Genomic DNA, 14528 nt, shown 5'->3' on the forward strand with positions numbered 1-14528 from the left:
TATAGATAGTATAAAATAGGGAGTTCTTATAAAATTAATGTTTTTATAAGTATAGTAAAAAGTGGGAGTGAATTATCTGTTTAAATATTTCAACTTATTGAGCTTATCAAGTAATTTTATAGCTCTATATTCAGAAATGTCACTGGTTGCAGAATCTGTTTGACGTAAATTGTAGGCTTGTTCAATAAGTTGCTTGTAGCGAATTTGCAACTTTAGCTGGTGCTTTTTTATTTTGGATAAATCTTTCATTCCTACAGCTTTAGAGTGTTAAATATATTCAAAAAAAAATTATTCGGCAACTTAAAACTTAAAATTGTTAATAAAAAAAATCGACCCTAGGAGCAGGTCGATTTTTCAAACTAACTTTTCTAATTTAATTTTAGTGAAGGATATTCTCTTTTGCTAACACTGCAAAGATGCGGCTTAATCTAAAGACTAATGTTATGTTAATATTAGGTTTGGATTAAGAATCATTTAATAAATTTAAAAGAACTAAAACTCTCACTATGAAACAACTACTGCTTTTTTTAATACTTGTCTTTTCTCCGGTTTATATAAACGCACAAAACAATGCGTGTAATTGCTGTACCGAAAAGCATACAGAGTTTGATTTTTGGATTGGTAATTGGGAAGTGATAAAACCTGATGGAACACCTGCAGGCACAAATGTTATAGATAAAATACAAGACAATTGTATTTTACGAGAAAACTGGACAAGTGCAACAAAAGGGTATACAGGTACTAGCAATAACTTTTATAACACTACAACCAAACAATGGGAACAACTTTGGATTGATAACCAAGGACAGAGTTTGCACTTAAAAGGGAATAGGGTAGGAAATCAAATGATTTTAAAATCGGATGTTGCTACAAACAAAGCTGGTCAACCTTATTACCATCGAGTGACTTGGACTGCTAATGACGACGGAACCGTTAGGCAATTATGGGAAACTATTACCAATGACAATTCAGTAACCGTTGCTTTTGATGGTTTGTATAAAAAGGTAAAATAAGTGCTTTAAGAATTGCTTAGTCTTGTAAAGCGAATACTTTTTTAAGCAAATCAGTAGTACGTGATGACACTTTATTTCTGATTTCCTTTTCTTCAACAGCAATCATAGTGTATACGCCACTTAAAGCTTCTTGGGTTACATAATCCGTTAAGTCTGGGTTAACGTCATTTGTAAAAGGTATGGCGTTATATTTATTAATAAGGTTAGACCAAATTTGATCTGCACCAACTTTAGCAAATGAATTATTTATAACAGGGTGAAATTTGTCGTAAAGTTCGGTTTGCGTTTTAGAGGTTAAATATTGAGTTGCTGCGTTATCCTCACCTAAGAGAATATTTTTTGCATCATCAAAAGTGATACCTTTAACAGCGTTAACAAAAATAGGAGTAGCTTCTTTTACGGCATCTTCGGCAGCTCTATTTAATACTTTTAAACCTTCGTCAGCAAGATTACCAAGTCCTATATCACGAAGTCCTTTGTCTACTTTTTGAAGTTCTTCAGGAAGCAAGATTTTTACGAGTTCATTTTTATAAAAGCCATCGGTTTGTGTCAGTTTTGTAACTTGTTTGTCTATACCAAGATCTAAAGCTTGTCTCAGTCCAGATGCAATATCAGCATTACTTAAAACTCCACCAGATTGTGGTAATTGGTTAACAACATCTTGCAATTCAGCACAAGAAATAAGTGAGAAAACAGTAAGTAGTAAGAATATTTTCTTCATGATATATAATGATTTTTGAGTAATCAAAGATAACTCAATTGATTAAACAAGTATAGTTTTAAAACGCTAAAAATCTGCATCAAGAAAAAATAACAGTCTTATTATTGAAAACCATTACCTTTCTATTAGCGTGAAGTTTTATAGCATTAGAAAGTACTATTTTTTCTAAATCACGCCCTTTTGCTATTAGATCGTTTATAGTGTAGGTGTGGGATATGTGAGCAACATCTTGTGCTATAATTGGACCAGCATCTAATTCTTCTGTAATGTAATGACTTGTAGCACCTATAATTTTTACACCACGCTTAAATGCTGAATGGTATGGTTTTGCGCCAACAAAAACAGGTAAAAAAGAATGATGAATATTAATAATTTTATTAGGATACTTATCAATAATTGTGCTAGACACAATTTGCATGTATCTAGCTAAAACAACAAAATCTACATCATGAGATTCTAATAATGCTAGTTGTTTCTTTTCAGCTTCTGCTTTGTTATTTCTAGTTACAGGGACATGGTAAAACGGAATTTTAAAATTATCTGCAATCGGTTTTAAATCCTTATGGTTACTGAGGAGGAAAGGAATTTCTAAATTTAATTCACCAGAATTATAACGACCTAAAATGTCATACAGACAATGGTCATATTTAGAAACAAAAACAGCCATTTTTGGTTTCTTTTCTGAAGAGTAGATTCTCCACTTTAGATGAAATGTTTTTACAAGACCATTTTTGAAATCCATTTTAAAATCTTCTAAAGAGAATGAACTTGAAGAAAATTCACATTCCAAACGCATAAAAAAGATGTCTTGTTCTCTATCTACATGCTGATCTAAATAAACGATGTTTCCTCTATTATTAGCTATAAAATTAGAAACTGAGGCGATAATATTAGGTTGGTCCTTACAGTGGATCAATAATGTTATTTTATCCATGAAAACAGTGTTGGTTCAATAGATAAAGTTAAATAAAATAGGGAGTTAGGGTAGTTTTTAAGAAAAATTATTTATGATAGATTTTTGTTAGGGTATTTTGATCTATAGGTTTTATAAGATAATCTTCAACAGATGTAATTTTAATCACTTCTTGATAGTCTTTATCATCAACGGATGAAGTTAAAATGTAGATTTTAGGATTGTAATTGTATTTTTGTCTAAAAGCTTTAAGAGCGCTCAAAAAATCCCATCCGTCCATTACAGGCATGTTTAGGTCTAAAAAAATTATTTCAGGTAGAAAATGTATGTCTTCCGATTGATTTTCCATAAAATCAAACATTTCTTTTCCATTATCAAATAGTAGAATATTTTCTTCTTTAATACCTGTTTTTAGTAAGAGCACCTTTGTTACTTTCCTAAAAATCATGTTGTCATCAATGATTGCTGTTTTATTCATATAAATGGGGAAGTTTTATTTTAATTCTAAAAGCAGTGCCTTTGCTAGGTGTGCTAAATATATCCATTTTACCGTTTAACTTTTTAATACAAAGCTCTGTAAAGTAAAGTCCATAGCCATTCGAGTTATGACTTCTTTTATGAAACCTTTTTCGTTTTCTAAATAAATGTTTTTTGAAGAAAATTAAGTTAATACCAGATCCGTTGTCCTTGTATAGAATATTGTATGTGTTATTTACTTTGTAGGCTGAAATTGTGATTTTTAAATCAACATTCTCTCGCTTGTATTTAAAGGAATTGCTCAATAAATTTCTAAACACAGTATCGATACAATTTTTAGATAAAATAACATCGTCTTTTATGGAAATAGTTAAGGATGTATTTTTGGGTATGGATTTTTCTAAATTGGAATAAATATATTCTATACCAGCCTTTATGGATATCTTTTTGTCTTCAATTAAATCTTCATTTTTAATAAAATTGTGATATTGCACCAAAGAGTTTATACCTTGATTAAGTCTTTGGATAGAAGTGTTGAACATAGTTTGTACTTCTTCGTTAGTAAAACCTTCGTCTGAAGTTATTTGTTCCGATACTTTTTGGAGTTCTTCTAAAGCTATAATAGGTTCTCTTAAATTATGAGAAGTAAGTGTAGCAAAGTCTTCTAGATAAGAGTTTTTCTTCTTTAATTTTTGATTGAGCTCTACAAGCTCTGCATTCATGGCATTTAACTTTCTGTTGTTGTTTCTTAATTTGGAGGATTTTTTTGTTATTTCTATATAAAATATGATAAAATTATATGAGTAAAAAAACATATTTATAAAGGAGGACGTGTTCAGAAATAATATTATAAAAAAGGCAGCTTGTATTACTGTAATAATATTATGGTAAGCTAATGCAGATGTTATTACTATAAATAGTATTGGTATTAAAAAGAAGTATGGAAAATAATTATAAGGATGCGTGTTTTTAGATGTAATTTGGTCTAACTTAATAGGGCTTATTCTCTTTATTAATTTTAATTCAAAAAGTGATATGGAATTCATAAAAAATATCATAGCCGTATTCCAACTTAAAGTTTCAAAACCGCTAATAGCATTAAGCTCTTGCATGTCTAACAAATAATAAAAGACGGCAAAAGAGGAAAGTATATATAACAATCCATTTACCATTAAAAACACAACTTTAAACCTTCTGACCTTTATGAAATATAAAGCTAAAAAGGCTAAGACAAACATTATAACAGTAATTGTTGAGCTTAGTTTCCAATCAATAGGATCTACAAAATCAAAGTATATCAAAGAAAGTTGAATGAGTTGGATAAATAGGCCTGAAAAAATTAGAATTTTTATTAGATACCTTTTTTTAATGAAATAAATAGTTCCAAGTATTAGAAAGCTAATACTGGTTATAACTTTCATTGTCGCATTAGGATTTATAGTATAGCCCGAAAAAATATTTTTAAAGTCATGGTTAAGCCAAAAGAGTATGTTAACTAGAGAGACTAGTAGGGTGACTAAGGCAGTTAATTTATAGGAAAAGAATAAACTAACACTAAGATTTTTTCTTATTATACTATGCATTTGAGTAGCGCTTCTTAATACAAAACAGTCTTAAATAATTAAATCCACTTAATTAAATGTAGATAATTAAAACAATATAAACAAGTGATTTTTAGTTATTTAGTTAAAATGAGTAAATGTAGTTGAATTTTAGGGCTATTGAAAAATCCTTTTATAAATCGCAATTTTTTTGAATTATCCGTAAATTGCAGCTCTTAAAAAGATAGATTTTTACGAATGGAACAAATCGCACCATACAAACCAAAACATAAAGTACGTATCGTAACCGCAGCATCACTTTTTGATGGGCACGATGCATCCATAAATATCATGCGCCGAATTATACAAGCAACAGGTGTAGAGGTTATTCATTTAGGTCATGACCGTAGTGTAGAAGAAGTTGTAAATACTGCTATACAAGAAGATGTAAATGCAATTGCATTAACGTCGTATCAAGGTGGGCATAACGAGTATTTTAAATATATGTACGACCTTTTAAATGAAAAAGGAGCTGGACACATCAAAATTTTTGGCGGAGGCGGCGGAGTAATTCTTCCTGCTGAAATTAAAGAATTGATGGATTACGGGATTGCTAGAATCTATTCGCCTGATGATGGTCGTGAAATGGGACTTCAAGGGATGATTAACGATTTGGTACAGCAATCAGATTTTGCTATTGGAGACCAGCTTAATGGTGAAGTAGCGACTTTAGAAGAGAAAAACCCAAAAGCTATTGCACGTGTTATTTCGTCTGCTGAAAACTTCCCAGAAGTAGCTAAAGAAGCTTTAGACGAAATTCATGAGAAAAATAAAACGTCTAAAACACCTGTATTAGGAATTACAGGAACTGGTGGCGCCGGAAAATCTAGTTTGGTAGATGAGTTGGTGCGTCGTTTTTTAATTGACTTCCCAGAAAAAACCATAGGTATTGTTTCGGTTGATCCATCAAAACGTAAAACAGGTGGTGCACTTTTAGGTGATAGAATTCGTATGAATGCTATTAATTCACCACGTGTATACATGCGTAGTTTGGCAACGCGTCAATCTAATTTAGCCTTGTCAAAATATGTAAACGAAGCTGTTGAGGTATTAAAAGCAGCGCACTACGATATCATTATTTTAGAAACGTCTGGTATTGGGCAAAGTGATACCGAAATTTTAGAGCATAGCGATGTGTCCTTGTATGTGATGACGCCAGAGTTTGGTGCAGCAACACAGCTGGAAAAAATTGATATGTTAGACTTTGCAGACTTGGTTGCAATTAACAAATTTGATAAGCGAGGTGCATTGGATGCGCTTCGCGATGTGAAAAAACAGTACATGCGTAACCACCAATTGTGGGATACCAATCAGGATGATTTACCTGTTTTTGGAACGATTGCTTCGCAGTTTAACGATCCAGGAATGAACACGCTTTACAAAGCGATAATGGATAAGCTAGTTGAAAAAACTGATGCTGACCTGAACTCTACTTTTGAAATTTCAAAAGAAATGAGTGAGAAAATCTTTGTAATTCCACCAAACAGAACACGTTACTTATCAGAGATTGCAGAAAACAATCGTGCGTATGATAAAACAGCTAACGAGCAAGTTGAGGTCGCTCAAAAACTATATGGTATTTATAAGACTTTAGAGTCTGTTACAGGTGTCATGCTGAGCCTGTCGAAGCATGGTATAGATAGTGACAGTCTTCGACAAGCTCAGACTGACAATGATGATTTTATAAAGCTTTTAATTGCTGAATTTGACCGTGTAAAACTAAATTTAGATCCTTACAACTGGGAAGTTATAACAGGTTGGAATGAGAAGGTCAACAAATACAAGAATCCTGTTTACACATTTAAAGTAAGAGACAAAGAAATTAAAATAGACACGCATACCGAGTCTTTATCACATACACAAATTCCAAAAGTTGCTTTACCAAAGTATCAAGCTTGGGGCGATATTTTACGATGGACACTTCAAGAGAATGTACCTGGAGAATTTCCGTATACATCAGGATTGTATCCTTTTAAACGAACAGGAGAAGATCCTGCGCGTATGTTTGCAGGAGAAGGTGGTCCAGAGCGTACCAACAAACGATTTCATTATGTAAGTCAAGGTATGCCAGCAAAACGACTATCAACAGCTTTTGATAGTGTAACGCTTTACGGTAACGATCCAGACTTACGTCCTGATATTTATGGTAAAATAGGAAACGCAGGTGTATCTATTTGCTGTTTAGACGATGCAAAAAAACTCTACTCTGGTTTTAACCTAGCTGATGTGATGACTTCGGTAAGTATGACTATTAATGGTCCTGCACCAATGTTGTTAGGTTTCTTTATGAATGCTGCTATAGACCAACAATGTGAGCTTTACATCAAAGAAAACGGTCTAGAAAAAGAGGTTGAGGCAAAAATTGCCAAAATATATAAGGAAAAAGGCGTAGAGCGTCCTAAGTATAATGGTGAGCTACCAGAAGGAAATGATGGTTTAGGTTTGTTTTTATTAGGCGTTACTGGTGATCAAGTATTACCACAGGATGTTTACAATGATATAAAAACACGTACCATTGCACAAGTTCGTGGTACTGTACAAGCTGATATTTTAAAAGAAGATCAAGCGCAAAATACGTGTATTTTCTCTACGGAATTTGCACTGCGTTTAATGGGAGACGTACAAGAGTATTTTATTGAAAATAATGTGCGTAACTTCTATTCGGTGTCTATTTCTGGATATCATATTGCAGAAGCAGGAGCCAATCCTATTACGCAATTGGCATTGACATTATCTAATGGTTTTACTTACGTGGAATATTATTTAAGTAGAGGTATGGATATTAATAAGTTTGGTCCAAACTTATCGTTCTTTTTCTCTAATGGTATCGATCCTGAATATGCTGTTATTGGTCGTGTGGCACGTAAAATTTGGGCAAAAGCCTTAAAGCATAAGTATGGTGCCAACCCAAGAGCACAAATGTTGAAATACCATATACAAACTTCGGGTCGTAGTTTGCATGCCCAAGAAATTGACTTTAACGATATTCGTACGACACTTCAAGCCTTGTATGCTATTTATGATAACTGTAACTCGTTGCACACAAATGCTTATGACGAGGCTATTACTACGCCAACCGAAGAGAGTGTGCGTAGAGCAATGGCTATTCAGTTGATTATTAATAAGGAGTTAGGACTTGCTAAAAACGAAAACCCAATACAAGGATCGTTTATTATAGAAGAGCTTACCGATTTGGTTGAAGAAGCGGTATTACTAGAGTTTGATAGAATTACAGAACGTGGTGGTGTACTTGGTGCTATGGAAACCATGTACCAACGTAGTAAAATTCAGGAGGAAAGCTTGTATTATGAAACTTTAAAGCACAATGGTGATTTTCCAATTATTGGAGTAAACACCTTCTTGAGTAGTAAAGGATCGCCAACGGTACAACCTGCTGAAGTTATAAGAGCAACAGAAGAGGAGAAGCAATACCAAATACAAACCCTTGAGAATTTACATAAGAGTAATGATACTAAGGCGTTGCTAAAAGCGCTTCAGCATAAAGCGATTAATAACGAAAACATTTTTGAAGCCTTAATGGATGTTTGTAAAGTATGTTCTTTAGGGCAAATTACTGAAGCTTTATTTGAAGTAGGCGGACAGTATAGACGTAATATGTAGTGTGTTTTTACACCTTAAGCTATAAGAATCCCGAGTGTTTGCTCGGGATTTTTTATGGAGTTAACCTAGATTTAAGTCGGTATAAAGTCGGCATATAGTTGGTATAAATATGGTTTAAATTTGACTTATATACTTGTTTTTCATTAAATTAACCCTTTTAAGAGTTGGATTAATATTGATATTATGGCAAAACAACGAGGAGTTATATTTTTTGAAGGTACTCTGGGAGGTATTAATTTTTACTACAGAAAAGGTGTTCCTACGGCACGTGTAGCTGGAGGAGGTTTTACTAGAAAGGCAATTAAAACAGGTGCTAATATGGTACGTGTAAGGGAAAGTAATAGTGAGTTTGCAGGCTGCTCTCAAGTGAATAAGGTTTTTAAGCAAGCGATACGCCCTTTTTTGATTGGGTATAAAGATGGCACATTGCATAGTAGGTTGATGCAGTTGTTTTTAAAGATTAAGGATTGTGATTCTGTTTCGGTACGTGGAAAGCGAGAAGTTGCTGTTGGTATTACTTCAGAGCATGGGAAACAGTTGTTAAAAGGTTTTGAGTTTACGCCTAAACGATCGCGTTTATTGCCTTGTCGTTATGGGTTTGATTGGGATACTTTAACGTTTAGCGTTAACGATTTTAGTACTGCTATGGCTGGGTTTCCTGAGGATGCTAGCTATATGGAGGTGTTGGTAGGTGTTATACGATTTGATTTTGAAACGAACACTTATACTCAGGTTATTGAAACGCCTTTGGTTGTTGAGCGTGATTTTATTGGCACAAGTTTTTCTGTTGTGGTTTCTGGGTTGCCTACTGGTGATGGTATGTTGTTTGCTGTTGCTCGTGTTGGGTTTTATCAGGATGTTAATGGTGAGGGGTATTTGTTGTCTGGTGGTGGTGCTTTTGGTATTGAGGTTGTTGGGTGTGAGTGGTGAGTATTAGGGTTGAAAGTTGAAAAGCGGTGTTAGGCATGAGGGATAAGTTGGTATTTAGTGATTTAAAAGGCACTTCGACAGGCTCAGTGTGACAATTGGGTTGAAAGTTGAAATAAGGTGAAAGATGATGTTTGGTTATATGTTCATTTTTGAGGAACCAAAAACGAACCAAAAACGAACCAAAAAGTCCTTTGTCGGTAGGCATTTCGCTTTACGCGAACCACACCCAAAACTTTGCGGGTATGCCCACCCACCGGCTGGCTCCTTCGCTAAAATGATTCACTGGATCATTTTTAAACGCTCGTCCCTGAATTCGAAGCTTTTGTGTTATTTGGATACGCTTCTCTATACTATTTGCTATCACTGCTGTGATACCAAATCACTCGAAGTGACTTGATTCTTGTTTTTGCTAGTAATGTTTTGATTTTTTTCTATTTTTACTGTACTTCCCTAAAAAAATTGATAGCATTTTAACTCTGATCTTTAGTTGGTAATGGGTAGAGGGTTTTTATTGTTAGACTCTAGTGTATATTGTGTAGATGGTTTGAAGCTTCAGAAGCATTTGGTATAAAGACTCAATGAATTAGAAGTCGAGGCGGCTTAAATGTTTTAGTTCGCATGATGTTTATTTGATAAATGGTTGCTCGATAAACATTTAAATAAAAAAGGCGATACTAATTAAAGTACCACCTTGAATGTTTTCACAACGGAATAATCCTTATTGTGAATTGCTTTCAGATTATAAAGATAAGGAAAGTTTTGGATATTGCTATTAAGGATTTCCGTAATGCGTATAAAAGTTAAAAAAGTAATTTTATTAAAAAGTATTTTATAAATGAAAAGAGTATTAGGATTGGATTTAGGAACCAACTCAATTGGATGGAGCTTAATAGAACACGACTTTGAAAAAAAAGAGGGAACTATCGAAGGTTTGGGAGTAAGGATTATTCCAATGAGCCAAGATGTATTAGGGAAGTTTGATTCTGGACAATCTCATTCTCAAACTGCTGAAAGAACGGGATATAGGGGTGTTAGGCGCTTATACCAAAGAGATAATTTACGAAGAGAACGTTTACACAGAGTGTTAAACATTCTTGATTTTTTACCAGAGCATTATAGTAAGGACATTGATTTTACAAAAAGGTTAGGACAATTTAAAACAGGTAAAGAGCCTAAATTGGTATATCGTAAAGATGAAGAAGATAAATATCATTTCATTTTTCAGGCGTCTTTTAATGAAATGGTAGAAGATTTTAAAATGCTCGGACAAGATATAAAAATACCATACGATTGGACTTTATATTATTTGCGAAAAAAAGCACTTCTAAAAAAAATTACAAAAGAAGAATTAGCTTGGGTGATTCTCAATTTTAATCAAAAGCGAGGCTACTATCAATTACGCGGAGAAGACATTGATGATGACAAAAACAAACAGTTTGTACAGCTAAAAGTTAAAGATGTTATAGATTCGGGTGAAAATGTTAAAGGAAAGCCGCTTTATAATGTTGTTTTTGAAAATGGATGGCCATATGATAGACAAGTAACAAAAACAGAAGATTGGATAGGTAGAACAAAAGAATTTATTGTAACTATTTCAACTTTAAAAAATGGGGAAACAAAATATTCCTATAAAGCTGTAGATTCGGAAAAAGACTGGATTGCCATTAAGACCAAAACAGAGCAAGATATAGAGAAATCTGGTAAAACTGTTGGGGAGTATATTTATGAATCGTTACTTAAAAATCCTACTCAAAAAATAAGGGGAAAACTGGTAAAAACCATTGAACGTAAATTTTACAAAGACGAATTTAAACGAATTCTTTCCAAACAAATTGAATTGCAACCAGAGCTTTTTACCAAAGAATTATATAACGCTTGTGTTGAAGAATTGTACCCAAGGAATGAAGCTCATCAAAATAATATAAAAGACAAAGGATTTGAGTATTTGCTTACTGATGATATTATCTTTTACCAAAGACCACTAAAAAGTCAAAAATCCAACATTTCAGGGTGTCAATTTGAGATTAGGGTTTACAAAAAAAGGCATACTGAAACTGGAAAACTGGAAATAGTAAAAGAACCTGTTAGGGCGATTTCAAAATCGCATCCGTTGTATCAGGAATTTAGGATATGGCAATGGTTACAAAATCTTAAAATATACAACAAGGCTAATGTTGTTAATGGAAAATTAGAAGATGTTACCCATACCTTGTTACCTACAGAAGAAGATTGGGTGAGCTTATTCAATTTTTTAAACGCTAAAAAAGAAATAGAGCAAAAGCATCTTATAGGTTACTTTGTCAAGAAAAATTTATTAGACAAGAAACAAAAAGAGGATTATATATGGAATTATGTTGAAGATAAAAAATATCCTTTGGCAGAAACCAGGGTACAATTTATTAGTAGATTAAAGAAAGTTGAAGACATAGCTTCACCAGAGGCCTTTTTAAGTGAAAACACGCAAATAGGACAACATTATTGTAGCAGGGAAGAACAGTTGTGGCATATTATCTATTCGGTTTCAGACTTAAAAGAATATGAAAAAGCTCTTGGAAAGTTTGCAGAAAAGCACCATTTAAATAAGGCGTCTTTTATAGAAAGCTTTATCAAATTTCCTCCATTTAAAAGTGATTATGGCAGCTATTCCCGGAAAGCACTTGATAAACTCGTTCCCTTAATGCGAATGGGGAAATACTGGAACGAAAATGCTATTATAGATAATGTAAAAGAACGAGCAGAGTCTATTATGGAGCGTGTGAATATGCTTAATCTAACTGAAGATTATTCAGAAAAGGAATTGGCAGAAGCTATAATAAGAATGAGTGATGACGATATACCCAAACAACTTATTAAAAGCTTTGTTCCTTTTATAAGCAAAAATCCTTTAACAGGATTAAATACGTATCAGGCTACCTATTTGGTGTATGGAAGGCATTCAGAAGTTGGGGATATCCAACAATGGAAATCTCCTGCAGATATTGACAATTATTTAAAGAAATTTAAGCAACATTCCTTGCGCAACCCAATAGTTGAACAAGTAGTAACAGAAACATTACGCGTTGTTAGGGATATTTGGAGTTATTACGGAAACGGTGTAAAAGACTTCTTTAATGAAATACATGTAGAATTGGGGCGTGAATTGAAAAACCCTGCCGAAAAACGAAAAAAATTATCTGAAAGAAATACTGAAAACGAAAATACCAACCACCGTATAAAGGAAATTTTAAAGGAATTAATGAACGATCCATCAGTTGAAGGTGATGTAAGGTCGTATTCTCCCAGTCAACAAGAAATTTTAAAAATCTATGAAGAAGGTGTTTCTCAAAACCCAGAAGTAAAATATGACAAAGTAAGTGAGGACGAAATCAAAAAAATAAAAAGAAACAGTAGTCCTACCCAAAAAGAGATTCAACGTTATAGGTTATGGTTGGAGCAGGGTTATATTTCACCTTATACTGGAAAACCAATTCCTTTAAGTAAACTGTTTACTCATGAATACCAAATAGAACACATCATCCCACAATCTCGATATTTTGATAATTCATTAGGGAATAAAGTAATTTGTGAAAGCGAAGTGAATGAAGATAAGGATAATAAAACTGCCTATGAATATTTAAAAGAGAAAAAAGGAAGCATTGTTAATGGGCATAAATTACTGTCGTTACCAGAATTCGAAGCACATATTGGTAAATATTTTAAAAACAATCCGCAAAAACTCAAAAATCTTTTAAGTGAAGATATTCCGGAAGGATTCATTAATAGACAATTAAACGATAGCCGTTACATAAGCAAATTGATAAAAGGCCTCTTAAGTAATATTTTGAGAGAAGACAATGAGCAAGAAGACACTTCAAAAAAATTGATTCCCGTTACAGGAGCAGTAACCTCAAAGCTCAAACAGGATTGGGGATTAAATGATAAATGGAACGAAATTATTGCGTCTCGTTTTAAACGCCTAAATGAGTTAACCAATACGAGTAGTTATGGTTTTTGGGATAAAGAAATAAATGCGTTCCGTATTCAAGTTCCTGATGAAATTAGCAAAGGATTTAGCAAAAAGCGAATTGACCATCGACATCATGCACTCGATGCTTTGTTGGTAGCTTGCTGTACAAGAAACCATACTCATTATTTGAGTGCACTAAATGCCGAAAAAAAGAACTACGGTTTACGTGATAAATTGCTGATTAAAAACGAAAAAGGATATTATACCAAAACTTTTAGTATGCCTTGGGAGCATTTTACAGTTGAAGCTAAAGCGGAATTAGAAAAGACTATTGTGAGTTTTAAACAAAATACAAGGGTAATTAATAAGACAAATAATAAATTTTGGTCCTACAAAGATGAAAAAGGCAAGTTGAATATAGGCAAAGATGGTAAACCAAAGAAAAAATTGCGCAAACAAACCCAAGGCGACAATTGGGCTATTAGGAAACCGTTGCATAAAGAAACTGTTTCTGGACTTTACAGTATTAAGACTCCAAAAGGAAAAATTGCCACTTCAGTAAGAAGCTCATTAACCGATATTAAGAATGAAAAACATTTATCTAAAATAACGGATGAAAGGATTAGAGAAGTAATTTTGCCTAATCATTTAAAAAAATATCTGGATGAAAAAGGAAACCTATTGTATGATTTGGCATTTAGTGAAGAAGGTATTGAAGATTTGAATAAAAATATTACTGTATTAAATGAAGGAAAGAGACATCAGCCTATTAAAAAGGTTAAAATGTTTGAAATTGGTAGTAAATTTCAAGTAGGTGAAAACGGAAACAAATCCTCAAAGTATGTTGAAGCAGCCAAAGGCACAAACTTGTTTTTTGCTGTGTATTGGGATGATAAAAAGCAAAAAAGGAATTTTGATACCGTTCCGTTAAATGAAGTTATTGCCCACCAAAAACAAGTAGCAAATTTGCCAAAAGAACAACGCACTCCTATACAGCCAAAACCAGAAAAAGGGAAGTTTCTGTTTACACTTTCTCCCAATGAGTTGGTTTATGTGCCTTCAGAAGAAGAAATAGAAAATAGAAGTTTGGTAGATTTTAATAATCTAAAAGAAGAGCAAATCAAGGGAATTTATAAAATAGTAAGTTTTACTTCTTCAAGATTATACGCTATTCCTTTTAATGTAGCAAAACCTATAGCTAATAAAATTGAATATACTCAATTGAACAAGATTGAATTAATAAAAGAAAAGATGCATTGCATTAAACTGAAAATAGATAGACTGGGAAATGTTTCAAAAGCATGAA

Annotated in this window: 9 protein-coding genes; 4 read left to right on the forward strand and 5 right to left on the reverse strand. The window is 33.1% G+C overall.

Going from position 1 to position 14528, the window contains the following annotated elements:
* Positions 1 to 72 precede the first annotated feature (72 nt).
* A complete protein-coding gene (locus ACQ0RB_RS06485; RefSeq protein WP_129761583.1) occupies positions 73 to 249 on the reverse strand; it encodes a Lacal_2735 family protein in 177 nt (58 codons plus the stop codon).
* 257 nt (positions 250 to 506) lie between these two features.
* Here ACQ0RB_RS06485 and ACQ0RB_RS06490 point away from each other — a divergent pair, with 257 nt between their 5' ends.
* Positions 507 to 1013 carry a hypothetical protein gene (locus ACQ0RB_RS06490; RefSeq protein ID WP_129761584.1) on the forward strand — a complete coding sequence of 169 codons (507 nt, stop codon included), beginning with the start codon at positions 507 to 509 and terminating at the stop codon, positions 1011 to 1013.
* A 16-nt stretch (positions 1014 to 1029) separates the two neighbouring features.
* On the opposite strand, the gene ACQ0RB_RS06495 is transcribed toward ACQ0RB_RS06490, so the two are convergent.
* The 4 genes from ACQ0RB_RS06495 to ACQ0RB_RS06510 form a co-directional block, all read right to left on the reverse strand.
* Positions 1030 to 1734: a DUF4197 domain-containing protein gene (locus ACQ0RB_RS06495; RefSeq protein ID WP_430497334.1), complete on the reverse strand. Its 705-nt coding sequence runs from the start codon at positions 1732 to 1734 to the stop codon at positions 1030 to 1032.
* Between the two features lie 79 nt (positions 1735 to 1813).
* Positions 1814 to 2668: a formyltetrahydrofolate deformylase gene (purU, locus tag ACQ0RB_RS06500; protein ID WP_430497335.1), complete on the reverse strand. Its 855-nt coding sequence runs from the start codon at positions 2666 to 2668 to the stop codon at positions 1814 to 1816.
* 67 nt (positions 2669 to 2735) lie between these two features.
* Complete coding sequence (locus ACQ0RB_RS06505) at positions 2736 to 3125, reverse strand: response regulator (protein ID WP_129761587.1); 390 nt, start codon at positions 3123 to 3125, stop codon at positions 2736 to 2738.
* Positions 3118 to 4425 (reverse strand): ATP-binding protein, encoded by a 1308-nt coding sequence (locus ACQ0RB_RS06510; protein ID WP_430497338.1) that lies wholly within the window; start codon positions 4423 to 4425, stop codon positions 3118 to 3120. Before ACQ0RB_RS06510 ends, ACQ0RB_RS06505 begins: the two co-directional genes overlap by 8 nt.
* Positions 4426 to 4923: 498 nt before the next feature.
* Between ACQ0RB_RS06510 and ACQ0RB_RS06515 the strand changes: the two genes are divergently transcribed.
* The 3 genes from ACQ0RB_RS06515 to cas9 all read left to right on the forward strand — a co-directional run bounded on the left by ACQ0RB_RS06515 (position 4924) and on the right by cas9 (position 14527).
* Positions 4924 to 8346, forward strand: a complete 3423-nt coding sequence (locus tag ACQ0RB_RS06515; protein ID WP_430497340.1) for a methylmalonyl-CoA mutase family protein — start codon at positions 4924 to 4926, stop codon at positions 8344 to 8346.
* Between the two features lie 183 nt (positions 8347 to 8529).
* Complete coding sequence (locus ACQ0RB_RS06520) at positions 8530 to 9276, forward strand: hypothetical protein (protein WP_430497342.1); 747 nt, start codon at positions 8530 to 8532, stop codon at positions 9274 to 9276.
* Positions 9277 to 10111: 835 nt separating this feature from the next.
* Positions 10112 to 14527 (forward strand): type II CRISPR RNA-guided endonuclease Cas9, encoded by a 4416-nt coding sequence (cas9, locus tag ACQ0RB_RS06525; RefSeq protein ID WP_430497343.1) that lies wholly within the window; start codon positions 10112 to 10114, stop codon positions 14525 to 14527.
* The last annotated feature ends 1 nt before the right edge of the window (position 14528 follow it).

Source organism: Gaetbulibacter sp. PBL-D1 (genome assembly GCF_050509525.1).
GTDB lineage: Bacteria > Bacteroidota > Bacteroidia > Flavobacteriales > Flavobacteriaceae > Gaetbulibacter_B > Gaetbulibacter_B jejuensis.

Bases quoted from the DNA above. Each gene is read 5' to 3' on its own strand.
- ACQ0RB_RS06520 (WP_430497342.1), top strand. From the start codon at position 8,530: ATGGCAAAACAACGAGGAGTTATATTTTTTGAAGGTACTCTGGGAGGT.
- ACQ0RB_RS06495 (WP_430497334.1), bottom strand. From the start codon at position 1,734: ATGAAGAAAATATTCTTACTACTTACTGTTTTCTCACTTATTTCTTGT.
- ACQ0RB_RS06505 (WP_129761587.1), bottom strand. From the start codon at position 3,125: ATGAATAAAACAGCAATCATTGATGACAACATGATTTTTAGGAAAGTA.
- ACQ0RB_RS06515 (WP_430497340.1), top strand. From the start codon at position 4,924: ATGGAACAAATCGCACCATACAAACCAAAACATAAAGTACGTATCGTA.
- ACQ0RB_RS06490 (WP_129761584.1), top strand. From the start codon at position 507: ATGAAACAACTACTGCTTTTTTTAATACTTGTCTTTTCTCCGGTTTAT.
- cas9 (WP_430497343.1), top strand. From the start codon at position 10,112: ATGAAAAGAGTATTAGGATTGGATTTAGGAACCAACTCAATTGGATGG.
- ACQ0RB_RS06485 (WP_129761583.1), bottom strand. From the start codon at position 249: ATGAAAGATTTATCCAAAATAAAAAAGCACCAGCTAAAGTTGCAAATT.
- purU (WP_430497335.1), bottom strand. From the start codon at position 2,668: ATGGATAAAATAACATTATTGATCCACTGTAAGGACCAACCTAATATT.